This window comes from Nakamurella alba, from assembly GCF_009707545.1.
GTDB lineage: Bacteria > Actinomycetota > Actinomycetes > Mycobacteriales > Nakamurellaceae > Nakamurella > Nakamurella alba.
Window position 1 is genome coordinate 1,457,892 of sequence record NZ_WLYK01000001.1, and the last position, 26,517, is coordinate 1,484,408.

General features: G+C 70.7%; 31 protein-coding genes and 1 tRNA gene. 23 read left to right on the top strand and 9 right to left on the bottom strand.

Going from position 1 to position 26,517, the window contains the following annotated elements; translation table 11 throughout:
* Positions 1–48 precede the first annotated feature (48 nt).
* Complete coding sequence (locus GIS00_RS06575; protein WP_322097598.1) at positions 49–843, top strand: hypothetical protein; 795 nt, start codon at positions 49–51, stop codon at positions 841–843.
* Entirely contained in the window at positions 840–1,925 is a 1,086-nt protein-coding gene (locus GIS00_RS06580; RefSeq protein ID WP_322097599.1) for a DUF2332 domain-containing protein, read from the top strand. The genes GIS00_RS06575 and GIS00_RS06580 overlap by 4 nt, the downstream gene beginning before the upstream one ends.
* Before the next feature lie 12 nt (positions 1,926–1,937).
* On the opposite strand, the gene GIS00_RS06585 is transcribed toward GIS00_RS06580, so the two are convergent.
* Positions 1,938–2,330 (bottom strand): VOC family protein, encoded by a 393-nt coding sequence (locus GIS00_RS06585; protein WP_154767429.1) that lies wholly within the window; start codon positions 2,328–2,330, stop codon positions 1,938–1,940.
* Between the two features lie 75 nt (positions 2,331–2,405).
* Between GIS00_RS06585 and GIS00_RS06590 the strand changes: the two genes are divergently transcribed.
* The 3 genes from GIS00_RS06590 to rpsR are packed head-to-tail and all read left to right on the top strand — an operon-like array spanning position 2,406 to position 3,878.
* Complete coding sequence (locus GIS00_RS06590; protein ID WP_322097600.1) at positions 2,406–3,464, top strand: GTP-binding protein; 1,059 nt, start codon at positions 2,406–2,408, stop codon at positions 3,462–3,464.
* Between the two features lie 10 nt (positions 3,465–3,474).
* Positions 3,475–3,639: a 50S ribosomal protein L33 gene (gene rpmG / locus GIS00_RS06595; protein ID WP_154767431.1), complete on the top strand. Its 165-nt coding sequence runs from the start codon at positions 3,475–3,477 to the stop codon at positions 3,637–3,639.
* The gene (rpsR, locus tag GIS00_RS06600) at positions 3,639–3,878 is read left to right on the top strand and encodes a 30S ribosomal protein S18 (RefSeq protein WP_154767432.1); all 240 of its coding nucleotides are present in this window, start codon (positions 3,639–3,641) and stop codon (positions 3,876–3,878) included. Before rpmG ends, rpsR begins: the two co-directional genes overlap by 1 nt.
* Positions 3,879–4,000: 122 nt before the next feature.
* Here rpsR and GIS00_RS06605 read toward each other — a convergent pair whose 3' ends face one another.
* Complete coding sequence (locus GIS00_RS06605) at positions 4,001–4,534, bottom strand: hypothetical protein (protein ID WP_230312846.1); 534 nt, start codon at positions 4,532–4,534, stop codon at positions 4,001–4,003.
* Between the two features lie 120 nt (positions 4,535–4,654).
* On the opposite strand from GIS00_RS06605, the gene GIS00_RS06610 reads away from it, so the two are divergent.
* The 3 genes from GIS00_RS06610 to GIS00_RS06620 are packed head-to-tail and all read left to right on the top strand — an operon-like array spanning position 4,655 to position 7,385.
* Entirely contained in the window at positions 4,655–6,448 is a 1,794-nt protein-coding gene (locus tag GIS00_RS06610) for a TIGR03767 family metallophosphoesterase (protein ID WP_322097601.1), read from the top strand.
* Positions 6,445–6,786, top strand: coding sequence for a hypothetical protein (locus GIS00_RS06615; protein ID WP_154767435.1), 342 nt, complete (start codon positions 6,445–6,447; stop codon positions 6,784–6,786). The genes GIS00_RS06610 and GIS00_RS06615 overlap by 4 nt, the downstream gene beginning before the upstream one ends.
* A complete protein-coding gene (locus GIS00_RS06620) occupies positions 6,783–7,385 on the top strand; it encodes a hypothetical protein (protein ID WP_154767436.1) in 603 nt (200 codons plus the stop codon). Before GIS00_RS06615 ends, GIS00_RS06620 begins: the two co-directional genes overlap by 4 nt.
* Here GIS00_RS06620 and GIS00_RS06625 read toward each other — a convergent pair.
* On the bottom strand, positions 7,366–8,226 hold the full coding sequence (locus GIS00_RS06625) for an alpha/beta fold hydrolase (protein ID WP_154767437.1): 861 nt from the start codon (positions 8,224–8,226) through the stop codon (positions 7,366–7,368). The two genes, GIS00_RS06620 and GIS00_RS06625, sit on opposite strands and share 20 nt — an antisense overlap.
* A gap of 324 nt (positions 8,227–8,550) precedes the next feature.
* Between GIS00_RS06625 and GIS00_RS06630 the strand changes: the two genes are divergently transcribed.
* Positions 8,551–9,063: a hypothetical protein gene (locus tag GIS00_RS06630; protein ID WP_154767438.1), complete on the top strand. Its 513-nt coding sequence runs from the start codon at positions 8,551–8,553 to the stop codon at positions 9,061–9,063.
* Positions 9,064–9,126: 63 nt separating this feature from the next.
* On the opposite strand, the gene GIS00_RS06635 is transcribed toward GIS00_RS06630, so the two are convergent.
* Positions 9,127–9,642, bottom strand: coding sequence for a DinB family protein (locus GIS00_RS06635; RefSeq protein ID WP_154767439.1), 516 nt, complete (start codon positions 9,640–9,642; stop codon positions 9,127–9,129).
* Positions 9,643–9,789: 147 nt separating this feature from the next.
* On the opposite strand from GIS00_RS06635, the gene GIS00_RS06640 reads away from it, so the two are divergent.
* From GIS00_RS06640 to GIS00_RS06660, 5 genes are all read left to right on the top strand, one after another.
* A complete protein-coding gene (locus GIS00_RS06640; RefSeq protein WP_322097602.1) occupies positions 9,790–10,308 on the top strand; it encodes a nitroreductase family deazaflavin-dependent oxidoreductase in 519 nt (172 codons plus the stop codon).
* A 72-nt stretch (positions 10,309–10,380) separates the two neighbouring features.
* Positions 10,381–11,226 (top strand): nitrilase-related carbon-nitrogen hydrolase, encoded by an 846-nt coding sequence (locus GIS00_RS06645; RefSeq protein WP_154767440.1) that lies wholly within the window; start codon positions 10,381–10,383, stop codon positions 11,224–11,226.
* Positions 11,223–12,656, top strand: a complete 1,434-nt coding sequence (gene hydA / locus GIS00_RS06650) for a dihydropyrimidinase (protein WP_322097603.1) — start codon at positions 11,223–11,225, stop codon at positions 12,654–12,656. The genes GIS00_RS06645 and hydA overlap by 4 nt, the downstream gene beginning before the upstream one ends.
* A gap of 15 nt (positions 12,657–12,671) precedes the next feature.
* Positions 12,672–13,709 carry a TIGR03842 family LLM class F420-dependent oxidoreductase gene (locus tag GIS00_RS06655; RefSeq protein ID WP_154767442.1) on the top strand — a complete coding sequence of 346 codons (1,038 nt, stop codon included), beginning with the start codon at positions 12,672–12,674 and terminating at the stop codon, positions 13,707–13,709.
* A gap of 292 nt (positions 13,710–14,001) precedes the next feature.
* Positions 14,002–14,505 (top strand): DUF4262 domain-containing protein, encoded by a 504-nt coding sequence (locus GIS00_RS06660; protein WP_154767443.1) that lies wholly within the window; start codon positions 14,002–14,004, stop codon positions 14,503–14,505.
* Here GIS00_RS06660 and GIS00_RS06665 read toward each other — a convergent pair.
* On the bottom strand, positions 14,470–15,351 hold the full coding sequence (locus GIS00_RS06665; protein ID WP_154767444.1) for an SDR family oxidoreductase: 882 nt from the start codon (positions 15,349–15,351) through the stop codon (positions 14,470–14,472). The genes GIS00_RS06660 and GIS00_RS06665 overlap by 36 nt on opposite strands.
* An 81-nt stretch (positions 15,352–15,432) precedes the next feature.
* On the opposite strand from GIS00_RS06665, the gene GIS00_RS06670 reads away from it, so the two are divergent.
* Positions 15,433–16,011: a TetR/AcrR family transcriptional regulator gene (locus GIS00_RS06670; protein WP_154767445.1), complete on the top strand. Its 579-nt coding sequence runs from the start codon at positions 15,433–15,435 to the stop codon at positions 16,009–16,011.
* An 85-nt stretch (positions 16,012–16,096) separates the two neighbouring features.
* On the opposite strand, the gene GIS00_RS06675 is transcribed toward GIS00_RS06670, so the two are convergent.
* Positions 16,097–16,537, bottom strand: a complete 441-nt coding sequence (locus GIS00_RS06675) for a pyridoxamine 5'-phosphate oxidase family protein (protein WP_154767446.1) — start codon at positions 16,535–16,537, stop codon at positions 16,097–16,099.
* Positions 16,538–16,711: 174 nt separating this feature from the next.
* On the opposite strand from GIS00_RS06675, the gene GIS00_RS06680 reads away from it, so the two are divergent.
* Positions 16,712–17,245, top strand: coding sequence for a hypothetical protein (locus GIS00_RS06680; RefSeq protein ID WP_154767447.1), 534 nt, complete (start codon positions 16,712–16,714; stop codon positions 17,243–17,245).
* A gap of 246 nt (positions 17,246–17,491) precedes the next feature.
* Positions 17,492–18,220: a hypothetical protein gene (locus tag GIS00_RS06685; protein ID WP_154767448.1), complete on the top strand. Its 729-nt coding sequence runs from the start codon at positions 17,492–17,494 to the stop codon at positions 18,218–18,220.
* 66 nt (positions 18,221–18,286) lie between these two features.
* Here GIS00_RS06685 and GIS00_RS06690 read toward each other — a convergent pair.
* The 3 genes from GIS00_RS06690 to GIS00_RS06700 all read right to left on the bottom strand — a co-directional run bounded on the left by GIS00_RS06690 (position 18,287) and on the right by GIS00_RS06700 (position 20,193).
* A tRNA-Arg gene (locus tag GIS00_RS06690) sits at positions 18,287–18,358 on the bottom strand.
* A gap of 66 nt (positions 18,359–18,424) precedes the next feature.
* On the bottom strand, positions 18,425–19,231 hold the full coding sequence (locus GIS00_RS06695) for a DUF305 domain-containing protein (RefSeq protein ID WP_322097604.1): 807 nt from the start codon (positions 19,229–19,231) through the stop codon (positions 18,425–18,427).
* Positions 19,228–20,193: a DUF3105 domain-containing protein gene (locus GIS00_RS06700; RefSeq protein WP_230312853.1), complete on the bottom strand. Its 966-nt coding sequence runs from the start codon at positions 20,191–20,193 to the stop codon at positions 19,228–19,230. The genes GIS00_RS06695 and GIS00_RS06700 overlap by 4 nt, the downstream gene beginning before the upstream one ends.
* Before the next feature lie 217 nt (positions 20,194–20,410).
* On the opposite strand from GIS00_RS06700, the gene GIS00_RS27330 reads away from it, so the two are divergent.
* From GIS00_RS27330 to thrB, 6 genes are read left to right on the top strand one after another with little or no spacing between them, the layout of a single operon-like run.
* Entirely contained in the window at positions 20,411–21,013 is a 603-nt protein-coding gene (locus GIS00_RS27330; protein WP_154767449.1) for a DALR anticodon-binding domain-containing protein, read from the top strand.
* A complete protein-coding gene (lysA, locus tag GIS00_RS06710; RefSeq protein ID WP_322097605.1) occupies positions 21,010–22,428 on the top strand; it encodes a diaminopimelate decarboxylase in 1,419 nt (472 codons plus the stop codon). Before GIS00_RS27330 ends, lysA begins: the two co-directional genes overlap by 4 nt.
* Complete coding sequence (locus GIS00_RS06715; protein WP_154767450.1) at positions 22,425–22,652, top strand: hypothetical protein; 228 nt, start codon at positions 22,425–22,427, stop codon at positions 22,650–22,652. Before lysA ends, GIS00_RS06715 begins: the two co-directional genes overlap by 4 nt.
* Entirely contained in the window at positions 22,649–23,947 is a 1,299-nt protein-coding gene (locus GIS00_RS06720; protein WP_154767451.1) for a homoserine dehydrogenase, read from the top strand. Before GIS00_RS06715 ends, GIS00_RS06720 begins: the two co-directional genes overlap by 4 nt.
* A gap of 2 nt (positions 23,948–23,949) precedes the next feature.
* Positions 23,950–25,050: a threonine synthase gene (gene thrC / locus GIS00_RS06725; RefSeq protein WP_154767452.1), complete on the top strand. Its 1,101-nt coding sequence runs from the start codon at positions 23,950–23,952 to the stop codon at positions 25,048–25,050.
* Positions 25,047–25,949, top strand: coding sequence for a homoserine kinase (gene thrB, locus GIS00_RS06730; RefSeq protein WP_322097606.1), 903 nt, complete (start codon positions 25,047–25,049; stop codon positions 25,947–25,949). Before thrC ends, thrB begins: the two co-directional genes overlap by 4 nt.
* Positions 25,950–26,517: the final 568 nt, after the last annotated feature.

Consider the following 26,517-nt stretch of genomic DNA (forward strand, 5'->3'; position numbering starts at 1 on the left):
CCGCAGGCGGAGGATCTGTGGATCGACCGCGACCGGGAGGTGGACAGGGTGGGTGGAGAGCAGGGCCGGCACACCCGCCGCCGGCCGGTCGGTCTGGTGCCCGCCGCGGCGGCAGCGGTGGTGACGGCGGTTGTCGTCGGCGCGCTGGTGCTGATCGGGGCGCCGTCCGCATCGACGGCGGCTCCGCAGGTCAACTGGATCACCCAGGACACGCCGGCACCGCTCGCGGGGATCCAGCCGACAGCGATGATCCCCGGGATGCCGACGACCGTTGTCCGTACGTCACCATCCCGGACATCTGCGACTACCCCTGCAGGCATGGTGATCTCGACCGTCGCGACGTCGACCGTGCCATCGACCGCCACATCCAATCCGTGCGGCGAGCCGAATACCGACGCTTTCGACCCGATTGCGCCGCCGGCCTCGCTGGCCGAGATGGCGTCGACCGCGCAGGCGGTGGTGATCGCCGTGGCCGGGGACCGGTCCGTGGTCACCGTTCGGCAAGCAGGGACGCCAGTGCCGTTCACCGACACCGAGATCCATGTCGAGCAGGTCCTGGCCGGCGACCTGGACACGACCGACCTGCTGTTCCGTCAGGTTGGGTCGCCGACGCACTGCGTCGATCCGTCGTCGGTGATCCTGTCGCCGGGCTCGCGGTACGTGCTGGCGATCAGCCCGTGGTATCTGCGCCGGGGCGAGCCGCCGTCGGGCCGGTGGAGCGCGAACGGATCGGGCATCTTCGGACTGAAGGGGACCACCGTGCTCAGGATCTATCCGGACTGGCCGCAGGTACCCGCCGAGATGCCGCTGTCGGAGTTCGTCGAGGAGCTGACCGGCCGGTGAGCGGCGCCAGGGGACAGGTGAGTCACCGGCCCGCCCGCAGCCTGAGAGAGATCTACCTCCTGCACGCCGAGGAGGTCGCAACGACCTCGCCGCTGTCCGCCGCGGTGGCTGCGGCGTTGGGCCGGTCGCCGGCGGCGATGGACGTCACGCCGGAGGCGAACGGTCCGCTGCGCAGACCGCCGATCGTGTTGGCCGCCCTGCACGATCTCGCGCTGTCCGGCAGTGCTCCGGAGCTGGCCGCCGCCTACGCCGCCGGCGACCCGGACGCGGCGGGCGCGGCAGCGGTGCGGGCGCTGATCGACCACGCGGACGAGATGCGGGACATCGTCGATCACCGCCGGATGTTGACGGACGTCACCGGACGCCATGCGGTGCTGTACCCGGCGATCGCGGAAGCCGCCCGCCGTGCCGGCGCGACATCGATCGGGCTGGTGGACCTGGGCACCGTGGCCGGGTTCAACCTGGTGGTGGACCGGGTCGGGCTCACCTACGACAAGGGCGGCACCCGCGGCGATCCCGCGTCGCCGGTGCAGCGGACGTGCAAGGTCGTCGGGCCGGGTCGCATTCCGGGCGCCGTCATCCCGCCGGTGGTGACACGGGTCGGGATCGACGAGCACCCGGTCGATGTCCTCGAACCGGCCGATGCGCGGTGGTTGCGGGCCTGCGTTGCCCCGGACGAAACCGCCCGGCGCTCACTGCTCGACGCGGAGATCGCCCTGGTGACGGCCGCACGGCCCGGCCTGCTGCAGGGCGATGTGATCGAGCGGGTGGACAAGGCCGCAGAACAGGTCCCTGACGGCGCGCTCCCGGTGGTGACGTCGACCTGGGCACTGTCCCGGCTGCCGGCCGGCGACCGTCTCAGGTTCCTGCAAGCGCTGGACGCGGCCGCGACCCACCGCACGGTGGCCTGGGTCTCGGTGGAGGGAGTCGGCGTGGCGCCGTCGGTCCCCACGATGGGGGACCGGCCGGCATCGGGGCACAGCATCATCGGCCTGACCCTGCTCGATCACCGGACGACCTCGTCAGAAGCGTTGGGGCGCTGCTGGTCCCGGGGTCGCCTGATGTCCTGGCTCGCCGACTGACGAACCGAACAGTCACTGGTCCCGCGGGCTGAGCACGCAGAGCTCGTTGCCCTCGGGGTCGGTCAGCACCACAGCACCGTCCGGCTGACCGACATCGATCCGGTGTGCGCCGAGGGCGAGCAGCCGCGCGACCTCCGCCTCGAGGTCGTCGTCGGCGCGCGGCGCCAGGTCGAGGTGCAGCCGGTTCTTGAGCTGCTTGCCCTCGGGCACCGGGACGAAACACAGCCCGGGGCCTCGCTCCTCGGGCGGCAACTGGGCGCCGGTGGTGAAGGCGTGCGGCGGTACCAGGATCACCTCGTCGGGTTGATCGACGGCGACCGACCATCCGAGCGCCTGCGCCCACCAGGCGGCCTGGGCGTGCACGTCGTGACAGTCGATCACCGTGGTGTACCAACGCAGGCCCATGAGCCCCGACGCTACCGGACCGTCGCCCCCTGTTACTCTAATGAGAGTGATTCTCAATAGAGCTGGAGGATGCCCGTGACCGTACCCGTGGCCGTGCTGTCGACCACCGATCCCGTGCTGCGCGACACCGCGGCGTTCAATGTGCTGGTGGCCGGTCCGGGGACCGCCGTGCTGCGGCAGGACCTGGACCGGGCGTCGCGGACCCTGCGCCGGACGATCAGCGACATCACCGGTGTGGTCGACGATGTCGTGGTGCCGCTGGAGCACGCGTGCTGGGGGTGTGCGATCCGGGAGGACTCGCTGCCGACCCTGGGCCGGATGGCCGGCAGCGGCCGGTGGGAGCGGATCCTCTTCGCGTTGCCGGTGGCCGCGGACTGCATGCCGATCACCGCTGCGCTCGCCCACCCGGTGGTCGCCGGCGAGCACGGGTTGCGGCTCGCGTCGGCCGCCTCGGTGGTCGAACTGCCGACCCTGCGCCGCGACCTGTTCGACGACGACCCGCTCGCCGTCAGGGATCTGGCGCTGTCCGACGACGACGGGCGCTGCTTCGGCGAGGCGGTGGCCGGTCAATTGCGGCATGCCGGGCTGGTGCTGACGGTCGGTGCCGACGAGGTCGGGCACGCGCTGGTCGAGCACGTCCGCGGGGCGACCACCACCCGGCTGGACCTCTACGAGGCAGGCCTCGAGCACCTGTTCCCGACCGTCCGCACCCGGCCGCGGATCACCGCGCGCCCGGACCTGCAGGGGCTGAGCGATCAGGTGTGGACCCTCGAACTGGTCAGCACCCGCCCGCTGCACCCGGAGCGGCTGCTCGCCGGCATCGAGGGCATGGCCCTGCCGGACGTCATCGGACGCGGTCGTTTCCACCTGGCCAGCCGCCCGCACACCCTGTGCGAGTGGGACGGTGTCGGCGGTCAGCTCAGCATCGCCGCGGCCGGGCGCTGGCCGGGTGGTGGCCGGTCCACCCGGCTGGTCTTCACCGGTGTCGGTGACCCGGAGGTGAGGGCCGCACTGCTGCAGGCGTTCTCGGCCTGCGTCTGCACCGATCACGAGATGTCCACCGGCGCGGTGCGCCCGTGGATCGACGACGACGGCTTCGATCCCTGGCTCGGCACCCGCCACCAGGCAGCCTGAAAGGAACCCCATGGCACGCAACGAGATCCGGCCGATCGTGAAGCTCCGCTCCACTGCCGGCACCGGTTACACCTATGTCACCCGGAAGAACCGGCGCAACGACCCGGAACGCCTGGTGCTGCGCAAGTTCGACCCGGTCGCGCGACGACACGTCGACTTCCGCGAGGAACGCTGATGCCTGCCCGTACCGGAGCCGGCCCGCGGCCGAAGAAGAACATGTTCGAGGCGCTGGGCATCGACCGGGTCGACCACAAGGACCCGGCCACGCTCCGCCGGTTCCTCTCCGACCGCGGGAAGATCCGCAGCCGTCGCATCACCGGGCTGACCCCGCAGCAGCAGCGTCAGGTGGCCACCGCGATCAAGAACGCCAGGGAGATGGCCCTGCTGCCGTATCCGACGAACGGCCGCCGCTGAACAGAGCGCCGACGCTGGAACTGAAAGGCCGACGCTCCGGCGAGGCCGGCCGGTCGGTGGGTCGACCGTGAACGGTCAGCGGCGGTGTCGGGAGCGGACCAGGACGGCCCCAGGTTCGCCGGTCATGGTCCGGCGAAGAACCGGGCCAGGGCCGATGCCGCGTCGGCGTCGGTGGGCCCGCCGGGTTCCAGGGCCGCGACCAGTCGTGCCGGTGCCCACAGGGCGCCGGGATCGACGGTCACCGTGTGGTCTCCGCCCCAGGCGTCCGGCTGCCACCCGCGGATCCGGACGACGTGCAGTGCCAGCCGGTACAGCGCGTAGGTCTGCGACTCGACCGTCGGATCGTCCGGTGCCCGGTCCAACAGCCAGAGCATGCGGCGCGCGGACTCGGCGACCTCCGACTCGGGCACCGGCAGGCCATCGCCGAGCAGAACATGCCGGAGCCCCTGGCCCAGACCGTCCGCGATGACCATGCGGCGCTCCGGTGGCGTGTCGGGATAGTCCCGCATCGCCTCCCGCCACCGGGTGAGGGCCGCCGACGTTTCGAGACCATTGGCCCATTCCCGTTGCACCGCAGCCAGATCACCGGCATCCGCCGGGCCGACGGAGGCCGGCGCGGCAAGGGTCGGTCGGCGCCGCCGGCGGAACAGGGCCATGGCGGAGAGTGTGGCACCGGGATCCTCCGCCGGATCCGGGGGTGGGGTGCTAGCCTGCGCCGATCCAGGCATTCCAGGCAAGTCGGACAGCATGGCTGTCGCACGGCGGAAGGTTGGTCGGTGGCAGGTCTGTCGCGGCGCCGGTTCGTGGCCGGGGTCGGTGCGCTCGCCGCGCTGTGGTCGATCGATCCGGCGAAGCTCGGTGCGGCCGCGCAGGCCTCCCGCGCCGGCGTCGCCGACGACGTCGGGACCACGCTGGACCGGACGATCCTGCAGGGCGCCGTACAGTCCGGTAGTTACCGGACACTGGTCGAGGGCCAGGGCGAGCCGTACCTGCCGCGGCTGGATGTGCTGCGGAAGGCCCCGGGGGCGGACCGTGCGAAGGCCCGGCGCTCGTTGCTCTACCTCGGGCACCTGTCTGATCTGCACGTGATCGACGCCCAGTCGCCGGGCCGGATCGAGCCGATGATCGTCCAGGACCACGCCGCCTGGGGGTCGGCCTTCCACCCGCAGGACCCGCTCACCGTGCACGCCACGGCCGCCATGGTGAAGTCGTTCTCCGACGCCCGGATCAGCCCGCTCACCGGCGCGCCGATGGGCGCCGCGATCGTCACCGGTGACAGTGCCGACATGCACAACATGACCGAGTTGCGTTGGTACATCGACCTGATGGACGGCACCTCGGTGCTGCCCAGCACCGGGTCGAGCGGCACCTGGGAGGGCGTGCAGGCCTGGGCCGAGGCGACCTGGGCGTACCGGCCGAACGACCCGACGGGCGGCGACTTCGGGGACTACGGGTTCCCGCGGCTGCCGGACCTGTTGGCCCAGGCGATGGCCCAGCCGGTGCGATCGACCGGACTCCCGGTGCCCTGGTACGCCGTCTACGGCAACCACGACACCCTGATGCTCGGCACCTTCGACGTCGACGCGCAGTGGCGGGCGTTCGCCACCGGCGGCCAGAAGTCGTACTCGCTGGAGGGCACCGCTGCCACGCTGCTGACCGGCTACGCCTCCACCGCCAGTCCTCTGCAGCGCTTCGCCGACGCGCTGGGTGTGCAGGCCGGCACCCGCCCCGGGCTGAAGTCGGTGTCCGCCGACCCGGCCCGCCGGCTGTTCGAGCAGCGGGACTTCATGGTCGAGCACTTCGCGACCCTGGACCGGCCCGGACCGGTCGGCCACGGTTTCACCCAGCACAACCTGGACACCGGGGAGACCTGGTGGAAGGCGGATCTCACGTCGCGGATCCGGGCGTTCGGGCTGGACACCTGCAATCAGGTCGCCGGGCCGGACGGCGCGGTGCCGAAGGTACAGCTGACCTGGCTGCGCGGCGAGCTCGCCGCGGCGCAGGCCGAGGGCGTGCTCGCGCTGATCTTCAGCCACCACAACAGCCTGACCCTGGAGAACCGCGCGCAGCGGCCGGGCGAGAGCGACACCCTGATCGGCGGCGAGGAGTTTGTTGCGGCCCTGCTCGAGTACCCGGTGGTGATCGGCTGGCTCAACGGCCACACGCACCTCAACCAGATCCTGGCGCACACCCGGCCGGACGGCGGCGGCTTCTGGGAGATCACGACGGCGTCCTGCATCGACTTCCCGCAGCAGCAGCAACTGGTCGAGATCGTCGACAACCGGGACGGCACGCTGTCGTTGTTCACCACCGTGCTGGACCACGCTTCTCCGGTGACGCCGGGGAACAGTGGCTCGTACCTGGATCTCGCCTCGCGCAGTCGGGAGCTGGCGGCGAACGACTGGGCGGAGAACCCGGTGATGCGCCGCGGCTCGCCGCTGGACCGGAACACCGAACTGCTGCTGCCTGCCCCGTTCGACCTGTCGGTGATCACCGATGCGGCGCTGGAAGCACAGCACACCGCCGAGATGGCCCGCCTGCTGGACCACGAGAACCGGCTCGGCGGATGAGGTCCCGACTGCTCGGCGTGCTCGCCACCCTCCTCGTCCTGGCCGGCTGCTCCCAGGCGGCCGCCCTGGCACCGGTCGGTGGGAACCGGCCGACCCTGGTGCGCTTCGCGGCGCTGGACGTGCTGGTGGAGAAGAAGGTCGACCTGATGACCGCGCCGGTGTGCACCATGACCGGTCGGGACGTGTCGTGCGCCGGCGAGACCGTGGACGGCGCGCAGGTCGTCGTGACGTCGTCGGCCGATGACGAGCAGCGGATGATGATCGCGGTCGGTGAGGCCACGATCTTCGAGGGGTCGATCCAGGACGTCCTCGACGCCGGGGCGAGGCCGACGTCATGAGGGTGCTCAAGGGTTGGCCGGTCTACCTGGGCGCGGGGCTCGGGCTGGTGGTGCTGCAGACGCTGCTGATCATCGGTGATCCGATCGCCGAGGTCGGTTGGGGTTTCGGGCTGCGGGTGCTGGCCTCCTTCCTGGTGGTGGTGCTGGCGGTTTCGGCCGTGGTGGCCGCGGCGACCGACGCCGCAGCGGGTGAACCTGCCGCCGTGCGGCGTCCGACGATGCTGTTCTGGGTGGCCGGGTTCGGTCTGCTCGCAATCGGCGCGGCGGTCCTGTCGCCCTGGTTGGTGTCGGTGGTGCTGCTGCTCGGCGTGATGGTGCTGCCGGCCGTGGCCGTGGCCGCACCGGTGGGCTCCGCGTTCCGCGCGATCGGTCGGGTGCCGCTACGGGCGGTGCTCGCGGTGCTGGGCTTCGTGCTGCTGGCGGTGATCAGCTGGGTGCTGGCCCTGATGCTCGGCTTCTTCGTCACCGGCCTGGCCGGTGCGGCGCTGACCTGGTTGTGGTTCGGCCTGCTGCTGGTCCTGGTGCAGCGGTGGTGGTGCGGGATCTACCACCGCGGGTCTGCGGTCGCGAACCGGGACGTCACTGCAGTCGACGCCTGACCGCGGCGGCGAACTCCGTCGGCGCCTCGATCGGTACGAAGTGTCCGATCCCCGGCAGCTCGGTCAGCCGGACGTCGGAGTACCACTCGTCCAATCGGTCCGACCAGGTGTACGGGAACAGCGGATCCTCCGTCGGCCAGAGGATCTCGGTCGGTGTGGCGACCCGGTCCGTCGGGCCGGGCGGCGCGTCGTGCGCGCTGGAGGTGGGCCCCGGACGGGCCCGGTACCAGGCGATCGACGCGGTGAAGGCGCCCGGTGCGCCGTACATCTCGACCAACCGGTCCAGCTCCTGATCGGTCGGGGAGTGACCAGGACCGGACCAGTGCAGCCAGAAGTGCCTGAGGTAGGCGCGCAGCGCGCCCGGTTGCCCGTCGAGCATCTCGTCGGCCAGGTCCAGCCGGTGCAGCACCTGGTACCAGAAGTGCTGCTGGACCTCGGTGGCGAGCAGGCGTTCGCCGGCGCCGGGCTGCGGCGGGGTCATCACCAGCCCGGCAACGCGGTCCGGTGCATGGGCGACGAGCGCCTGGCAGACCCGGCTGCCGACGTCGTAGCCACCGAACACCGCCCGATCGATGCCAAGATCGTCGAGCAGCCTCAGCACGGACCGGACCTGGGCCTGCGCGGAGTAGAGCTCCCGCGGCGGGCCAGACAGCTTGTCCGACTCACCGAACCCGCGCAGGTCCGGCACGATCACCCGGGCCCGGTCGGTCAGCAACGGCACCACGTGCCGGTAGTCCTCCCGGAAGCCGGGCCAGCCGTGCAGCAACACCACGTCCGGCCCTTCGCCGGCCGTGTCGTACGCCAGGCGGAACCCGTCCACCGGGCTCGATCTCGAGACCATGCCACCCCTCCTGACCATCCGATGCAGCCGACGGTAGGCCCACGCACCGACATCGGCTCGTCCTCCGCGATCCTGCGAAAGGCGTGACCCGGCACCCGCCCACCACACGATCGGCCCAGCGGCGTCGTCGACCCAGCGTGTTCGGCGGCGCCGCTCGGCGTGGTGGGGCTGCGCCGTCGTGTGGACTGTGTGAGGTCCGGCGTGCGCGGCTGTGGTGACGGGAACTGCGCCACCACAGCCGGCGTGGCCAACGGAGGTCGCCGCCGCACTCACGGATGGGGATCTGCGATGGCCGGGTCGAGTTCGAGGTTCAGAGCAAGGGTGATGGCGGTCGGTGCGGTGACCGTGCTCGCCTTCTCGTCGCTGCTGGGGGTGTCGTCGGCGTCGGCCGACGGCGGCCGGGACGGCGGGTGGCGCAGCAACCCGATGGAGGTGGGCAAGGAGTCGGGCGTCGCGTACCACTACGCGAACCCGAGCGCCGGTGGCGTCAGCTACACCGTCGGGATGCAGGTCTACAAGACGACCAAGGGCGTGATCCAGGTGCGCGCGGTGCCGCGGATCGCCAAGCTGAGCAAGGCGTCCCGGGTACAGGTCGACGTCGCGGTGCTGGGCAATTCCCAACGCGCCGTGGTGATCAACGCGGTGCCGGTCAACTCCGGTGCCAACCGGATGGCCTCGAGCACCACCGGCTGGGCGGTGGTCCCGGAGGGCACCTGCACCGACTACCGGGCCCGCGCCACCTTCAGCGTGCGATGGGCGGACAACACCACCAGCCAGTTCGTGGTGCTGACCGACCTGAAGAAGATCTGCGGCACGGACAAGTGGGACGACCACTGATCCCTGTTCGCTGATCCGACCGACGGCGGTGGCGTTCCAGCGGGAACGCCACCGCCGTCGCCCTCAGCCCATGCTCTTCTGGCCGTCGATGGTCTCCCGGATGATGTCGGCATGACCGGCGTGCTGGGCGGTCTCGGCGACCAGGTGCACCAGCACCCGGCGCGCTGACCACGCCGTGCCCGGCTCGAACCACGGCGCCTCCGGGAGCGGGTGCGACACGTTCAGGTCCGGCAGCGACTCGACGAGCGCGGTGGTTTCCGCCGCCACCTCCTGATAGGCGGCGACGAGCCCGGCGATGGTGTCGCCCTCGAGGAAGTGGTGGTTCGCCCACCAGTCGCCGGCCGCCTCCGCCATTGCATCGCCGCCGCTCCGGATGAACGCGATCCAGCCGCGCTCCATCGAGGTGGTGTGCTTGATCAGGCTGCCGATGGACAGTTCGCTGGCCGTCGGGGTGAGTGCGGCCTGCTCGTCGGTCAGACCCTGGGCTGTGTACATGAACAGGTAGCGGTGCTTGCCCAGAGCGTCCAGCAGGTCCGCCTTCTCGGCGTCGACCCAGGTACTCGCGGTCGTCTCGGTCATCTGCATCTCCTCGGTCGGGCGGTGCTGGGACGAACTGCTGTGCTGGATGCACTGCCGGAAACGCTAGAGCAGGGCACCGACAGCGGCACCCGCACGTGCATCGGCATCGGCCGGACTCGCAGACGCGGAGACGGGCACCATGAAGACGTGACCCCCGACCCGCCCGACGGCCACGACTGGGTGCGGACCGGACCCGTCCGGCGTCGACTGCGGCTGCTGGTCACCCTGCGCCCGGTCGCCCGGCTGTCGGCGCGGTTCCTGCCGGCGCTGGACCGGATCGCCTTCCGGATCAGCCGCGGGCGGCTCACCCTGTCCGGCGCCCTGACCGGTCTGCCGGTGGTGGAGTTGATCACCACGGGCGCCCGGTCCGGCGAGCCACGGTCGACCCGCGTGCTGGCGGTCCCGGACGCCGACGGTTTCGTGGTGGTCGGGGCCAACTTCGGCGGTGATCGTGACCCGGCCTGGTGCCACAACCTCCGATCCACGCCGGAGGCGTTGCTGCGCAAGGGTTCCGCAGAGTTGTCGGTGGTCGCTACCGAACTCCACGGGGTGGAGCGGGACCGCGGGTTCGACCGGGCCCTCGCCCTCAATCCCGGCTGGCAGCGGTTCCGCCGCGCCACCGGTCGAAGGATCCCGGTCTTCGCGCTGACACCCGCCACGCCCTGACGTCGGCGCAGTGACCGGCGCTATGACAGAGCCCTCTCCCGCGAGCGCAGGGGCCGGTGGCATCATGTGCCGATGACGATCCGAGCAGCGATCACGCAGGTGGCCTGGACCGGTTCCAAGGAATCGATGATCACCCGGCACGAGGAGCTGGCCCGCGAGGCCGCGGCCGCCGGGGCCAAGATCATCGGGTTCCAGGAGCTCTTCTACGGTCCGTACTTCGGCGCCGTACAGGACCAGAAGTACTACGAGTACGTCGAATCCGTCCCCGGCCCGACCGTTGAGCGGTTCCAGGCGCTGGCCAAGGAACTGGCCATCGTGATGGTGCTCCCCGTCTACGAGGTCGCCAACGCGGGGGAGTACTACAACACCGCCGCCGTGGTCGATGCCGACGGCTCCTACCTGGGCAAGTACCGCAAGCACCACATCCCGCACCTGCCAAACTTCTGGGAGAAGTTCTACTTCCGGCCGGGCAACCTGGGCTACCCGGTGTTCGACACCGCGGTCGGTCGGGTCGGCGTCTACATTTGCTACGACCGCCACTTCCCCGAGGGCTGGCGCGAGCTGGGCCTGGGCAACGCGGAGATCGTCTTCAATCCGTCCGCGACGAAACCCGGTCTGTCCAACCGGCTCTGGGAGCTGGAGCAGCCGGCCGCCGCGGCCGCGAACCAGTACTTCGTGGCAGCCAATAACCGGATCGGTCAGGAGACCGACGAGTTCGGCGCCGACGCGCCACCGTTCTACGGCAGCTCGTACTTCGTCGACCCGCGCGGCAACTTCGTCGGGGAGGTGGCCTCGAAGGACAAGGAGGAGATCGTCATCCGTGACCTCGACCTGGACGAGCTGACCCGGACCCGCAACGACTGGCAGTTCTACCGGGACCGCCGGCCGGAGACCTACAACCGGACGACCGCCCAGTGACGACCACCCTGATCACCGGCGGCACCGTCATCTCGGCCACCGGATCCGCGCTGCAGGACGTGCTCATCGACGGCGAGCGGATCGTCGCGCTGCTCGCGCCGGGCACCACCCCGCTCGGCCCGGTCACCGCGGACGTCACCATCGACGCCACCGGCAAGTACGTCATCCCCGGCGGCGTCGACGGCCACACGCACATGGAGATGCCGTTCGGCGGTACCCAGGCGTCGGACACCTTCGAGACCGGGACCCGGGCCGCTGCCTGGGGCGGCACCACCACGATCGTCGACTTCGTGGTGCAGGCGCACGGCCAGCGGGTGCAGGACCAGGTGGCCCTGTGGCACGAGAAGGCCTCCGGCAACAGCGCTGTCGACTACGCGTTCCACCAGATCCTGGGGGACGTCAACGACGAGTCGCTCAAGGCGATGCAGGAGCTGATCGGGGAGGGCATCACCAGCTTCAAGCTGTTCATGGCCTATCCCGGTGTGTTCCTGTCCAGCGACGGCCAGATCGTGCAGGCCATGCAGGCCGGCGCCGACCTCGGTGCGCTGATCATGATGCACGCCGAGAACGGCTCCGCCATCGACGTTCTGGTGCAGCAGGCGCTGCAGCGCGGCGAGACCGGTCCGTACTTCCACGGCACCAGCCGGCCGTGGCAGACCGAGCAGGAGGCGACCCACCGCGCGGTGATGCTCGCCGATCTGACCGGTGCCCCGCTGTACATCGTGCACGTCTCGGCGAAGCAGGCGCTGGCCCGGATCGCCGAGGCCCGCAATGCCGGGCAGAACGTGTTCGGCGAGACCTGCCCGCAGTACCTCTACCTGTCGCTGGAGGAGCAGCTGGGCGCGGTCAGCGAGGAGTGGGGCGAGCTCGAGGGCGCGAAGTGGGTCTGCTCGACGCCGCTGCGCTCGCGCGCCGAGGGCCACCAGGACGAGCTGTGGAAGTACATCCGCACCGGCGACGTCACCACCGTGTCCACCGACCACTGTCCCTTCTGCATGAAGGACCAGAAGGAGATGGGCATCGGGAACTTCTCGAAGATCCCGAACGGCATCGGCTCGGTCGAGCACCGGATGGACCTGCTGTTCCAGGGTGTGAAGGACGGCCGGATCAGCAAGGAACGCTGGGTCGACGTCTGCTGCACCACACCGGCCCGGATGTTCGGGATGTACGGGCGCAAGGGCGTCATCACCCCGGGCGCGGATGCCGACATCGTGATCTACGACCCGGACGGGCACACCTCGCTCGGTATCGGCGAGGGCCGCGAGCACCACATGAACATGGACTACTCGGCCTGGCAGGGGTACGAGATCGACGGCCACGTGGACGTCGTGATCTCCCGCGGCACCGTCATCAAGGACGAGACCGGCTACATCGGCGGCAAGAGCCACGGCAGGTTCGTCAAGCGCGAACTGTCGCAGAACCTCATCTAAGGACGACCTGCGCCCATGGATTTCGGAGTTGTGCTGCAGAACGACCCGCCCGCCTGGCGGGTGGTGGACCTGGCGGTCCGCGCCGAGACGTACGGGTTCAGCCATGCCTGGACCTTCGACTCGCACCTGCTCTGGCAGGAGCCGTACGTCGTCTACAGCCAGATCCTGTCGGCCACCCACCGGATGACCGTCGGCCCCATGGTCACCAACCCGGCGACCCGGGACTGGACGGTCATCGCATCACTGCACGCCACGCTCAACGACATGTTCGGCAACCGCACGGTCTGCGGGATCGGCCGTGGCGACTCCGCGGTGCGGGTGATCAACGGCGCGCCGGTGACCCTGAAGACGCTGCGCGAGTCCATCGGCGTCATCAAGGGTCTCGCGAACGGCGAGCAGGTCGACTACAAGGGCAGCAAGCTGCGGCTGGCCTGGTCGAAGGGCTCCGAACTGCCGGTGTGGGTCGCCGCCTACGGCCCGAAGGCGCTGCAGCTGACCGGTGAGGTCGGCGACGGCTTCATCATGCAGCTCGCCGACCCGACCATCGTCGAATGGTCGGTCAAAGCCGTCCGGGAGGCGGCGGAGAAGGCCGGCCGGGATCCCGAATCGATCACCATCTGCGTGGCGGCGCCGGCCTACATCACCGACCACGGGCCGGACGCCTACCAGCACGGCATCGACCAGTGCCGCTGGTTCGGCGGGATGGTCGGCAACCACGTCGCCGACCTCGTCGGCCGGTACGGCGCGGACGGGGCGAGCGTGCCCAAGGCGCTGTCCGACTACATCGCCGGGCGGGAGTCCTACGACTACAACTCGCACGGCAAGTCCGGCAATACCCACACCGACTTCGTGCCGGACGAGATCGTCGAGCGCTTCTGCCTGATCGGCACCGCCGAGCAGCACATCGAGAAGCTCGAGGAGCTGCGGGCGCTGGGTGTGGACCAGTTCGCCGTCTATCTCCAGCACGATGCGAAGGACCGCACCCTCTCGACCTACGGCGAGCGGGTCATCCCCGGCATGACCGTGCGCGGGAGTGCGCGCGAGAACGCCTGACCCTTCGGCTCGTTCACGACAGGCCCGGCCGCTCGATGGGAGCGGCCGCGCCTTCGTGGTTCCTCGGCGGACGGCAGGGGCGAGGGAATCGGGCACCTTTTCCATGTGAGGCAACGGTTTCGGTCCTGGATCTGCGGAGCCTTGCTGCTGCCGAGATGGCCTCCGGGGCGGTGGTTGTCCACAAGCCCGAGGTTGTCCACAACCGGCCGAAGTGTTTCCGTCGGTCTCGTCCGCGCTGGCTAGCGTCGTTCCTGTCGCACGGACGTGCGTCGGAAGCGGGGGAGGGCGCGACATGGTGATGGACGATGACCTGCTGTGGATCCTGAAGACGATCGACAGGTTCGGGTGGGCGGTCCTGCACATCGGGGACGGGTGCAAGCACAAGGAGTGTGGCAACGAGTGGGTGGAGCATCCGTTCAGCTACTCCATCGGGCTCACGGCGATGGGGCACCCCGAGTTCCTGCTGCGCGGCTGGCGCAAGAAGGATGCCGGGGTGACGCTGATCAACGAGTTCGGCGCCCGGGTGCAGGCGGGTGAGTCCTTCCGGCACGGACAGGTCGTGGAGAGCCGGACGGCCGGCGCGCCGGTGGTGTTCCTGGAGGTGATCGACGACGCCGACATGGTCGCTTCGGGACAGGTCTACCCGGAATTCTCTGCGCTGCAGGTGGTCTGGCCGGACTGGCAGGGCCGTTACCCGTGGGACAAGGGCTACAACCGCTGGAAGTTCTCGCAACAGCTGTCCCGGCCCGGCCCGGGCCGCTCAGGGCTGCAGCAACTCCAGATTGGCCAGCAGTGACGGGTGCGTCGGGTGCCAGCCGAGGGTCCGGCGGGTGTACTCGCTGTTCGCCGGCTGATCGGTCGCGAAGATGACGCCGATGGGACCGAAGGACTCTTGAGGGACCTGCTGCACCGGGAGGCCGAGCCGCCGACCGATGACCTCCGCGATGTCACGCACACGGTCGCCTTCGTCGTCGACCGCGTGCCAGGCGGTGCCTGCAGGCGCCTGCTCCAGGGCGAGTCGGAACAGCACCGCGGCGTCGAGCGCGTGGACGGCGGGCCAGCGCTGAGTCCCGTCGCCGGGGTATCCGGACACACCTGTGCTGCGGGCGATCTGGGTGAGCAGGCCGGCGAAACCACCCTGTCCCTCGTTGTGCACCGTGCGGGGGAGACGGACGGCGCTGGCCCGGACGCCGCGGTCGGCAAGCCCGAGAGTCGCTGTCACCGTGCGCCCACGCCCGCCCACCGGGCCGTCGAACGGCAACGGGTCGGACTCGATCGACGGCCGGCCAGGGATCCACGGTGTACCGGAGACGGTCACCAACGGCCTCTCGGTGCCGACCAGCGTCTCGCCGAGAGCGGTGAGCGCCGCCGTCTCCTCGGCCACCGACGCGGCGAGGGCTTCGGGGCTGCTGAAGTCGTTGCCGAAGGCGAGGTGGACGACGCCGTCGGCGCCGGCAGCAGCGGTGCGCAACACGTCGAGGTCGGCCAGCCCGCCGCGGACGACGGCGGCGCCGGCCCGTTCCGCTTTCTGCGCCGACGCGTCGGATCGGGTCAGCACGGAGACCGAGTGATCGTGACTGATCAGCTCGGCGACAACGGCGGTTCCGATGAGTCCGGTGCCTCCGGTGACGAACACGTGCATGAGGTCCTCCAAGTGATGGGAGCTTTGTCCCGTCACGATACACCCGCGATGGGACAAGAGTCCCATCAGTAGGATCGACCGATGGCTCGATGGGAACCCGGCGCGCGGGAACGGCTGGTGCTGGCGGCTGTCGACCTGTTCACCGAGCAGGGCTACGACGCGACCACGGTGGCCGAGATCGCCGAGCGGGCCGGGGTCACCAAGAGCACCTTCTTCCGGCACTTCCCGGACAAGCGGGAGGTGCTGGTCGCCGGTCAGGAGGCGTTGAGCCGGCTGCTGTCCGAGGGGATCGCCGATGCTCCCGAGGATGCGACGCCGCTCGAGGCTGTCGCTGCGGGATTGGACCGTGTGTCGTCCGAGATGACGTCGTTCAACAGAGATCTCGGGCCGCGGATCAAGGCCGCCGTGGCGGCCAACACCGAGCTGCAGGAACGGGACCGGACGAAGAGCGTCGGCATGTCGGCGGCGATGACCGAGGCACTGCTGCGCCGGGGTATCGCCGATCCGACCGCGCACCTGGCGGCGGAACTGGGGATGATCGCCTTTCGCCAGGGCTGGGCGCGCTGGACGGAGACCGATCGTGCGGCGGACGTCCCGCTCGCCACCTACACCCGGGCGGCGCTGGACGACTTGCGGGCGGCGAGCGCCGCTCTCGGATGACCGCGGGATCCGGGTCGGCCACCGATCGCCGGGGATGAGCGGCCAGCCTCGTTGCTGGGCCAGATTCTCCGGCCATCCGTCGAGGTCAGTAGCTGTACCGACGAACGCTCTCCGGGTGGATGACGATCCGCACCTGGTCCTCGGCCAGGATGGCCGCCAGATCGGCAGCCCGGGTGGGGTCGGCCAGATCCCAGTAGCGCGAGGCCAACCGGGCTGCGAGGTCGTGCGCGCCGTCGGCCTCGACACTGGTCCGACCGGCCACCGCGATCCAGCGCTCCCGCTCATCCGCAGGGGCCGCGATCACGATCGAGGCGCGCGGGTCCTTGGCGAGTCGCCGGATCTTCACCGTATCCGGGCCGGTGAAGAGCTGGATGGTGCCGGCCGGGTCGTCGGGCGACGGCGGCGTCGCCTCGAACCACACCGGACGTGGCTGGGCCGGCACCGGACCGGCCGCCACCGACAGGAACCCGTGCAGCGGGCGTCGCAGGAACTCGAGATCATCGGCGGTCAAGCGGTCGTCGGTCATCGATCCGGAAGTGCCCGAACGGGGTCCGCCACAAACCGCAGGACGTGCCGGGGTGGCTGCATTGACCCGCTCGGCCGCCGTGTCTCGATCCCTGGCGGTGCGGCCAGTCGGGGCGGTCGCGGGCCTCATTCCGAGGGCGGTCAGTCCGGACCGGCGTGGCCTACAGTGCCGGTCATGGGTGGGACCGACTCTCCGGAGGAGCATGCGGACGGGTGGAACCCGGCCGACCAGGTCTGGATGACCCGGCAGGACGAACTCGGTCGGATTGCTGCGCTCATCCAGGCGGGGGTCGCTGCCGAGGATCCGAAGTTCGCGCTGGTGGAGGTCAGAGCCAGGTCCGACGAGCTCGTCATCTACAGATCCGACCCGACGCCGGAGGATGCGGCCGATCGGTATCGAGCGGCCGTGTTGTCGGAGCAGGTCGCGCTGCGATTCGAGCGCGCGGTCCTGTCGAAGGCGGAGGTCGACATCCTCGACGAGCAGTTGACCCGGGCGTTCCCGTCGCTGCTGGCCCGCGGAATCCGGCTCACGGCCTGGGGTGTCCACGATCTCGGTGGAAGGTATGTCGTTTCGTTCCACCCGGAAGGCGGTCCGCTCGACGGCGACGTACTGACGTCGACCGCACAAGACGACGGTTCGCCATGGTCACCATTGTTCCTGGACGGAGACAAGGTCCAGTTCGTCGGTGAGGACTCGATCCGCTACTGACCTGAGACGACCGTTGCACGGGAACGGTGACCTGGTCGAGTGGCGGGCGTCTCGACGACAGCGAAAGCGGCGTCACCGTTCTGCTGTGCCCCTTCTCGGGGACGATGCGGGCGTTGCGATCCACTCCAAGAAGCCTGGTAACGAAATGATCACGGCGACCGAGAGGGGCGTTGAACGGACCGGTACGGCGAGGAATCGACGAAGGGGAGCGGGTTGATGAGCAGAGCGGCACAGCGGTGGGCGGTCGTGGTTTCGACGGTGGTGATGGCGCTGATCGGGGTGGTGCCGGTGGTGGGTGCGGCCACGGTGCCCGCAGGCGCAGCGGTCACGTCGGCGTCCGCGGCGGCGGGGTCGTTGTCGATCGCGTCGAGTCAGGCGGAGGTGCGGATCGGTCAATCGACGATCGTGTCCGGCACGGCGAAGTCCGCGTCCGGTGATCGGGTCGCCGGCGGGGTGATCGAGCTGTGGACGCGGCCGGTGGGCAGCACGGCGTGGTCGCATGTGCAGAACACCCGGTCGAACGCGCTGGGCCACTTCACCTTCCGCTACACGCCGGATCAGGCGCGGGTGTTGCAGGCGCGGCTGCCGGGCAACGCGGTGGTCTCGCCGGTCGCGACGGTCGGGGTGCGGATGGGCTTCGACTCGTTCTACGCCCAGGGCTGCTACGTCGGCGCGCCCTACATCGCGATGGTCGGTAAGGCGCCTAAGGAGGCGGCGGGGACGATCGTGACAGCGGAGTTCTATTTCAATGACCTGACGGTCTTCTGGAAGCGCCAGAGCGTGGGTCGGGTGGCAGCTGACGGATCGTTCTATCTGTCCTTCTCCATGAGCAAGGGGCCGTGGTCGGTGCGGGCCGTGCTGGTGGGTGCCCCCAACGTGAAGGGAGCCGTAGGGCCGGTTTGGTGGGTCGAAGTACCGCTGGCCAGCCCGGGCAACCCCGAAGGCTGCATCCCGGGCAGGCCTGCAACCGACTGAGACAACAGCGAAGGGCCGGTCCGCTGTCTCCAGCTGACCGGCCCTGAACTGCACCTTCTGCGCCTGTGCCCCCGGCAGGATTCGAACCTGCGCACCCGCCTCCGGAGGGCGGTGCTCTATCCCCTGAGCTACGGGGGCGCGAGGGAGAACTCTACCGCATGCGGGAGGTCGTCCCGTCCACCCGGCGCCGGCGCACGGCCCCGATCACGGCGCCGGCAGCGGCTGGGCGCCGAGATCGGCCAGCCAGTCGGTCATCTGGCCGATCTCCGCCTGCTGGGCCTGGAGCATCTGACCTGCGAAGTTGCGGACCACGCCGACCGAGGCGTTGGCCGCGGCGTACTCCATCATGTCCGCACCGCCCTGGTGGTGGCGGATCATCAGCTGCAGGAAGTAGATGTCGGACTCCTTGCCGCGCAAGGACTTCAACTTCGCCATCTCGGTGTTGGTGGCCATCCCGGGCATGATCGCGCCGTCCTCGGCGCGGGCCGGGTCGACGCTCATCCCGGCTGTCCCGCCGGAGGTGCTGTCGCCCATGTTCATGTGATCCATGCCGCCGGCCGTCATCCAGCCCATCACGGTGCCGGAGTTGAAGACCGGCTTGCCCCACAGCGCCAGCCAGCCCTGCATCTGGCCGATCTGCGCCGTCTGCGTGTAGTTGATGTCGTAGGCCAGCACGGCGATGTCGGAGTCATCGGTGTCGAGCTCGGCGTAGTGCGCCATCAGCACGCCCTGGTTGTGGTGCACGATCATGTCCTGCGCGAACCCGACGTCGACCGCACCCGGCTCCATGTTCGGCCCGGCATCCCGCTGTGGCGCCAGTGCCACCCCGAGCACGGCGCCGACCAGCAGGAACACGACGGCCGACAACGACAGCACGATCACCGTGCCACGGGATCCCCAGCGGTCCAGCAGCCGGCCGGCCCCGCGCGGAGCGGCGCCGTCGGCCGAGGACGGGTCCGCACCGGACGGCGCGGACGCGTCGGTGAGCGCCGGCTGCTGCCTGTCTGTCACTGGGACGCGCTGGTCCCGAGGACGGAGCCGGAGGTGCTCACAGCGGACTCAGTGGATCCAGAGGTCTCTGCGGACTCCGACGACGTGCCCGAACCGGAGACCTCGGAGGAGGTGGCCGAACCGGTCCCGGAGGCGGTCTCGGAGCCGCTCGCGGTGTCGTCGGTCATGACCTCGGAGGTGTCGGAGGTCAGACCGGAGCCGTCCAGCGGGATGGCGTCGGCACCGGGGGCACCCGGCACGAACGGCGGCGGGTTCTCGGTGTCGAAGGACGGCTGGTCGCAGGTGGCGCCGATCTCCGGGTACACGTACTGGTTCTGCTTCAGCGCGGTGATGAACTCCTGGATCCGCTCGTCGGACGCGGACTGCAGCTTCAGCTGGTGGCCCCAGGACTGGAGCGAGATCGGCTGGTCCAGGGTCGGGTACGGCGACAGCACCATGAAGGTCTGGTTGCGGACCAGGCCCTCCAGGATCGCCAGGTCGCCGTCGGCGATGGTGTCCGGGTTGTAGGCGATCCAGATCGCGCCGTGCTCCAGCGGGTGGACCATGTTCTCCTCGCGCACGGCCTGTGTGTAGATCACGCCGTTGCACGCCGCCCACACCCCGTCGTGCGGCCCGCCGACCGCGGGATACCGGTCGTAGGCGACCCGCTCGGTCGACTCGACGTGCAACGCGGCCTTGTACTTCGGGAAGGTGATGACACCGTTCTCCTCGACCGAGGCCCCCACGTAGATCCCGGGGATGTTCACCGACGGGTCCTTGTTCTCCTCGGATGGCACCCACGGCGCGAGACGGTCCGCTGCGGCCGAGTTCTCGGAGTTCCGGGAGTAGACGACCACGAAGATCGCGCCGATCAGGGCCACGACGGCGACGACCGCGCCGATCGTCAGCCAGGGCAGTCCCTGCCGCCGGGAGACCACCGGTGCGGGGCGGGAGTTCCTGCTCTTCTTGCCGCTGGCCATCATCGGTAGCGCGACCTCGTTCGTTCACACGCGGGAGTGCAGCCGTCTGCGGCACTCGGGGACAGCGGGGAGTCTACGGTCTGCGTTCGTGTCATCGACGTGAGTCGCAGGTCAGGGGCATGTGGACCGGTCGGGTGACGGGTCCGGGGTGGGCAGCACCACGTCGTCGGGTCGCCGCGGGTGGTCCGGAGCGGTCCTTGCCGCTGAATAGGATGGTCACGTGGATGCCGCCCGACCGGACGACGCCCGACCGGGGTCGGCGCTGCGTGACCGCATCGTCGACGAGGTGCTGGCCGGCATCCGTCACAGCGTCCGGTGCGTCTCCGCCACCACGGCCCGCCCTTCGGCAGCAGTGCTGGTCAAGGGTGGCGGGGACCCGCTGCGGATCCTCGGCTCCGACGCCACCCGCTGGGCGTTGCTGCGCAGGTCACCGGCCCGGTCGATCACCCTCGACCCGGCCGTGTGGACGTCCTACCGCACCACCAATCCGGTGTTCGCCGTGCAGTCCGCGCACGCCCGCCTGTCCCGCGCCCAGGCCGGTGCCGGCGTGCTCGGACAGACGCCTGGGGCCGACAGCACGCGCGAGCGGGTCCGCACGCTGGTGGCCGGCTACCGCGGGGTGCTCGCCGATGCCGCCCGCTCGGCCGCCCCGCACCGGCTCGCCCTGCACCTGGACGAGCTGGCCGACGCCACCCATCGCTGGCTGGACACGCGCCTGCCCGCGGTCCGCACCCCCGAGTTGACCCGCGACCTCGGTCGCACCCGCCACGTGCTGCGCCACGGCCTCGGCCTGGCCGGCGTCACCGCACCGGAGTACCTGTGAGAGCGCACCCCGCCGGACCCCGCCACGGCGAGATCCCGGCCGCCCACGAGCAGAGCGGCGCACCTGCCGACCTGAACGTCCTGTCCGAGCGCATCTGGCCGCGGCACGCCGGTCGCGGTGCCGACGGTGCGCTGCAGCTGGCCGGGACCGACGTGCGCGACCTCGCAGCCGAGTTCGGCACCCCGATGATGGTCATGGACGAGCTCGACTTCCGCTCCCGCTGCCAGGATTTCGCGGACGCGTTCGGCAGCGCCGGCCAGGTGCACTACGCCGGCAAGGCGTTCCTGTCCGGCCGCGTGGTCGACTGGCTCGCCGACGAGGGCATGGCGCTGGACGTCTGCACCGGCGGCGAACTGGCACTGGCGCTGTCCCGCGAATTCCCGGCGCAGCGGATCACCCTGCACGGGTCGAACAAGTCGACCGCCGAGCTGACCGCCGCCGTCCGCGGGCGGATCGGCGCGATCGTGGTCGACTCCTTCGACGAGATCGGCCGGCTCGCCGGGCTGGTCGAGTCCGAGGGCCGCAACGGGGCGGACCCGGTGCCGGTGATGGTCCGGGTCACCGTCGGCGTCGAGGCGCACACCCACGAGTTCATCGCCACCGCCCATGAGGACCAGAAGTTCGGCTTCTCGCTGGCCGGTGGCGACGCCGCGGAGGCGGTGCGGCGCATCCTGGCCAACTCCGGTCTCCGCCTGGTGGGCCTGCACTCGCACATCGGCTCGCAGATCTTCGACCCCTCGGGGTTCGAGGTGGCCGCGCACCGGCTGGTCGGCCTGCTGCGCGACCTGCTCGACGAACACCCGGCGCTGACCGACACCATCACCACGCTCGACCTCGGCGGCGGTCTCGGCATCGCCTACACCGAGGAGGACCGGCCACCGACCGCGGACGCGATGGCCAAGTCGCTGACCGAGATCGTCACCCGCGAGTGCCAGGCGGCCGGGCTGGTGGTCCCGACCATCGCCGTGGAGCCGGGACGGGCGATCGTCGGTCCGGGCACCGTCACCGTCTACGAGGTCGGCACCATCAAGGACGTCGCGCTGGACGGTCGGCACACCCGCCGGTACGTCTCGGTGGACGGCGGGATGAGCGACAACATCCGCACCGCCCTGTACGACGCGGACTACACGGTGACCCTGGCCTCCCGCAGTTCCGACGCCGCGCCGGTGCGCTGCCGGGTGGTCGGGCGGCACTGCGAGTCCGGTGACATCGTCGTCCGCGACTGCTACCTTCCTGCCGACCTGGCGGTGGGGGACCTGATCGCTGTGGCCGCCACCGGTGCCTATTGCTACGTGATGGCCAGCAACTACAACCGGGTGCCGAGGCCCCCGGTGGTGACCGTGCGCGAAGGCACGGCCAGGGTGATGCTGCGCCGCGAGACCGACGACGACCTGCTGCGACTGGAGATGCCGTGACCACGCCCGAGCCCCGCCCGCAAGGTACCGGCCAGCCCTCCGTCGTCCCCGGCGTCGTGCTGCTCGGCGGCGCCGCCGTCCTGATCATCGTCGTACTGATCAATCCGGACATGCCCGGCTGGCTGCGCACCACCATCGCGATCGTCGCCGTGGTGATGGTGCTGCTGCTGCTGGTCTTCGCCGTGCGGCTCTTCCGGATCACCGCCCGCGGCGGCCGCCGATGAGCCCGATCAGGGTCGCCGTGCTCGGCGCCGGCACCGTCGGCGGCCAGGTCGTCCGGCTGCTGCGCGAGCAGTCCGCCGAGCTGACCGCCCGGATCGGCGCGCCGCTGGAACTGGTCGGTGTCGCCGTCCGGCGCCCGCAGCGGCACACCGACATCCCGGCCGACCTGCTCACCACCGACGCGGCGGCGCTGGTCGCGCGCGAGGACGTGGACATCGTCGTCGAGGTGATCGGCGGGATCACCCCGACCAAGGACCTGCTGCTGACCGCGCTGCGCCGGGGTGCCGGCGTGGTCACCGCGAACAAGGCGCTCCTGGCCGAGGAGGGTCCGGAGCTGTACGAGGCGGCCGATGCCTCCGGTGCCGACCTCTACTTCGAGGCGGCCGTCGCCGGCGCCATCCCGCTGATCCGCCCGCTGCGCGAATCCCTTGCCGGGGATCGCATCTCGCGGATCATGGGGATCGTCAACGGCACCACCAACTACATCCTGTCGGCCATGACCGCGACGGGCGACAGCTACGAGTACGCGCTCAAGGAGGCCACCCGGCTCGGCTACGCCGAGGCCGACCCGACCGCGGACGTCGACGGCTTCGACGCGGCGGCCAAGGCCGCCATCCTGGCCTCGCTCGGCTTCCACACCCGGGTCGGCGCGGCCGACGTGCACCGCGAAGGGATCTCCGGGGTCTCCGCCGCCGACATCGCTGCGGCGACCGAGATCGGTTGTGTGGTCAAGCTCCTCGCGATCTGCGAACGCGTCGGTGGCGACGCGACCGGCGCCGGTGCGTCCGTGTCGGCGCGGGTGCACCCGGTCATGCTGCCCAAGTCGCACCCGTTGGCCGGGGTGGACGGCGCCTACAACGCCGTCTACGTCGAGGCGGAGTCCGCCGGGCGGCTGATGTTCTACGGGCCAGGGGCCGGCGGCGCCCCCACCGCCTCTGCTGTGCTCGGCGACCTGGTGGCGGTGGCCCGGAACCGGGTGGCGGGCGGCCACGGCCCGCGCGAGTCGGCCTACGCCGACCTGCCGATCCAGCCGATGGGCGAGGTGCCGGCCCGGTACCACATCAGCCTCGACGTGCACGATCGTGCCGGGGTGCTGGCCGAGGTCGCGAATGCCTTTGCCGACGCCGGTGTCTCGATCTCCACCGTGCGACAGGAGGGCACCGGGCGGGACGCCGAGCTGGTGGTCGTCACGCACAGCGCGCCCGACGCCGCCCTGGCCGGAACGGTGACCCGGCTGTCCGAACTCGACGTCGTGCACCGCGTCACCTCGGTGATGCGAGTGATGGGGGAGCAGTGACCATGACCGAATCCACCCCCGCCGCACCCAACGGCACCGCGGTGGCCACCCGCTGGCCGGGCCTGATCACCGCCTACGCCGACCGGGTCGCGATCCCGGCCGGTGCTCGGATCGTGACGCTGCAGGAGGGGGGCACCCCGCTGCTGCCCGCTCCGGCGCTGTCCGCCAGGGTCGGTGCCGACGTGCACCTGAAGATCGAGGGCGCCAACCCGACCGGGTCGTTCAAGGACCGCGGGATGACCGTCGCGGTCACCTGGGCACTCGCCGACGGGGCGCGGGCCGTCATCTGCGCGTCGACGGGCAACACCTCCGCCTCGGCCGCGGCCTACGCCGCCCGGGCCGGGCTGGAGTGTGCGGTGCTGATCCCCGAGGGCAAGATCGCCGCCGGCAAGCTCGCCCAGGCGGTTGCCTACGGCGCGAAGATCCTGCAGGTGCAGGGCAACTTTGACGACTGTCTCGAGTTGGCCCGCAAGACCGCCGCGGCCGTCGACGGGATCGCCCTGGTCAACTCGGTGAACCCGGTGCGGATCGAGGGGCAGAAGACCGCCGCCTTCGAGATCTGCGACGTACTGGGCAAGGCGCCCGACGTGCATCTGCTGCCGGTCGGCAACGCCGGCAACATCACCGCGTACTGGAAGGGCTACCGCGAGTACGCCGCCGACGGTGTCACCACGTCCACCCCGCGGATGTTCGGCTTCCAGGCCGCCGGCGCCGCGCCTCTGGTGCTCGGCCACCCGGTCCGCGATCCCGAGACGATCGCCACCGCCATCCGGATCGGTGAGCCGGCGTCGTGGAACGGCGCTGTCGAGGCGCGTGACTCCTCGGGCGGCCTGATCGACGCCGTCACCGACGAGGAGATCCTCGCCGCGTACAAGCTACTGGCCACCACCGAGGGTGTCTTCGTCGAGCCCGCGTCGGCCGCGTCGGTGGCCGGCCTGCTGAAGACCGCGGCGGACGGGCGACTGCCGAAGGGTGCCACCGTGGTCTGCACGGTCACCGGGCACGGCCTGAAGGACCCGCAGACAGCACTCGAGTCGATGACCGCTCCGGTGATCGTGCCGGTGTCCGCCGAGGCCGTCGCCCGGGCCCTGGAGATCGGGTGACGGACGAGCAGGTGACCGGTCGGGTCACCGTCCGGGTGCCGGCGACCTCGGCGAACCTCGGCCCCGGGTACGACAGCTTCGGACTGGCGCTGACCAGGTACGACGAGGTGTCCGCCGTCCCCGCCGAGGGCATCTCGGTGGAGGTGCAGGGGGTCGGCGCCGGCGAGGTGCCGACCGACGAGTCCCACCTGGTGGTGCGGGCTGCGCTGCGTGCGTTCGCCGCCGCCGGGGCCGTGCTGCCGGGCTTCGCCCTGACCTGCCGCAACACCATCCCGCACGGTGGCGGCCAGGGATCCTCGGCGGCCGCCGTGGTGGCCGGGCTGCTGCTGGGCCGCGCGATGCTGCCGGACCCGACGGTGCTCACCGACCGCGACGTGCTGGAACTCGGCACCGAGATGGAGGGGCACCCGGACAACGTGGCGCCGGCCCTGTTCGGTGGGTTCACCATGGCGTGGACCGCCGCCACCGACGGCCGGCCGAGCACCGTCCGCAAGCAGGTGCACCCGGACGTGCGGGCCCACCTGTTCAGCGCGGACCGGGCGGCCTCCACCCACTACGCGAGATCGCTGCTGCCGCCGACTGTTCCGCACGCCGACGCGGCCGCGAACACCGCGGCCGCGGCGCTGCTGGTGCACGCGCTCACCGCCGAACCGGCGCTGCTGCTGGAGGCCACCGAGGACCGGCTGCACCAGCAGTACCGGGCGCCGGCCATGCCGGAGACCGCGGCCCTGGTCGCGGCGCTGCGCGACGCCGGCATCGCTGCCGTCGTGTCCGGCGCCGGGCCGTCGGTGCTGGCCCTCACCGACCTCGACATCAGTCCGGAGCCGTTCGCCCGCAACGGCTTCGAGATCGTCCCGGTGCAGGTCGACACCATCGGGGCTGTCGTCACCACCGGCTGACCACCGTTCGTACCGCGAGCGGTCGGGTGCGAGGTCGGGTCGGGTTGCCGGGGGTGCGGAGGGGGAAACTGCGCCTGGACGAAGGGGTGACCCGTGGCGAACGGGTACGGGTGGCCGGGTAGCCGCTCGGGAGTGGCGAAACACCGCGCTAGTACGGAGAGGTACGCCGGCAACCGGGTCCAGAGGTCGGGTGGCGGTTCGGGAGTGGGGAGTAACTGCGCCCGGACGGAATCGCCCGTGGCTGGCAGGGTCGGGTGGCCGGGTGGCGATTCGGGAGTGGGGAGGAACTGCGCCCGGATGGGAATCGCCGGTGGCGGGCGGGGTCGGGTGGCCGGGGGGCGGTTCGGGAGTGGGGAGGAACTGCGCCCGGATGGGAATCGCCCGTGGCGGGCGGGGTCGAGTGGCCCGGTGGCGGTTCAGAGGTGGGAGGAACTGCCGGCGTGGTGGTTCCGGGGCCGTCTGCCCACCGTCCGTGTATGCAAAGGGACCGGGAACCCGGATTCTGACGTTCGTTGGCCCACAATCCGTGTGTCACAGGGATATTCGGCCAACGAAGGGTGACAGTCGG

Excerpts from the sequence above, each read along its gene's own strand:
- GIS00_RS06720 (WP_154767451.1), top strand. The coding sequence starts at position 22,649 with ATGAGCCCGATCAGGGTCGCCGTGCTCGGCGCCGGCACCGTCGGCGGC.
- thrC (WP_154767452.1), top strand. The coding sequence starts at position 23,950 with ATGACCGAATCCACCCCCGCCGCACCCAACGGCACCGCGGTGGCCACC.
- GIS00_RS06620 (WP_154767436.1), top strand. The coding sequence starts at position 6,783 with ATGAGGGTGCTCAAGGGTTGGCCGGTCTACCTGGGCGCGGGGCTCGGG.
- GIS00_RS06615 (WP_154767435.1), top strand. The coding sequence starts at position 6,445 with ATGAGGTCCCGACTGCTCGGCGTGCTCGCCACCCTCCTCGTCCTGGCC.
- rpsR (WP_154767432.1), top strand. The coding sequence starts at position 3,639 with ATGCCTGCCCGTACCGGAGCCGGCCCGCGGCCGAAGAAGAACATGTTC.
- GIS00_RS06605 (WP_230312846.1), bottom strand. The coding sequence starts at position 4,534 with ATGGCCCTGTTCCGCCGGCGGCGCCGACCGACCCTTGCCGCGCCGGCC.
- GIS00_RS06670 (WP_154767445.1), top strand. The coding sequence starts at position 15,433 with ATGGCTCGATGGGAACCCGGCGCGCGGGAACGGCTGGTGCTGGCGGCT.
- GIS00_RS06655 (WP_154767442.1), top strand. The coding sequence starts at position 12,672 with ATGGATTTCGGAGTTGTGCTGCAGAACGACCCGCCCGCCTGGCGGGTG.
- GIS00_RS06585 (WP_154767429.1), bottom strand. The coding sequence starts at position 2,330 with ATGGGCCTGCGTTGGTACACCACGGTGATCGACTGTCACGACGTGCAC.
- GIS00_RS06635 (WP_154767439.1), bottom strand. The coding sequence starts at position 9,642 with ATGACCGAGACGACCGCGAGTACCTGGGTCGACGCCGAGAAGGCGGAC.
- GIS00_RS06665 (WP_154767444.1), bottom strand. The coding sequence starts at position 15,351 with ATGCACGTGTTCGTCACCGGAGGCACCGGACTCATCGGAACCGCCGTT.
- GIS00_RS06700 (WP_230312853.1), bottom strand. The coding sequence starts at position 20,193 with ATGATGGCCAGCGGCAAGAAGAGCAGGAACTCCCGCCCCGCACCGGTG.
- GIS00_RS06645 (WP_154767440.1), top strand. The coding sequence starts at position 10,381 with ATGACGATCCGAGCAGCGATCACGCAGGTGGCCTGGACCGGTTCCAAG.
- GIS00_RS06660 (WP_154767443.1), top strand. The coding sequence starts at position 14,002 with ATGGTGATGGACGATGACCTGCTGTGGATCCTGAAGACGATCGACAGG.
- GIS00_RS06630 (WP_154767438.1), top strand. The coding sequence starts at position 8,551 with ATGGCGGTCGGTGCGGTGACCGTGCTCGCCTTCTCGTCGCTGCTGGGG.
- GIS00_RS06625 (WP_154767437.1), bottom strand. The coding sequence starts at position 8,226 with ATGGTCTCGAGATCGAGCCCGGTGGACGGGTTCCGCCTGGCGTACGAC.
- GIS00_RS06680 (WP_154767447.1), top strand. The coding sequence starts at position 16,712 with ATGGGTGGGACCGACTCTCCGGAGGAGCATGCGGACGGGTGGAACCCG.
- GIS00_RS06675 (WP_154767446.1), bottom strand. The coding sequence starts at position 16,537 with ATGACCGACGACCGCTTGACCGCCGATGATCTCGAGTTCCTGCGACGC.
- rpmG (WP_154767431.1), top strand. The coding sequence starts at position 3,475 with ATGGCACGCAACGAGATCCGGCCGATCGTGAAGCTCCGCTCCACTGCC.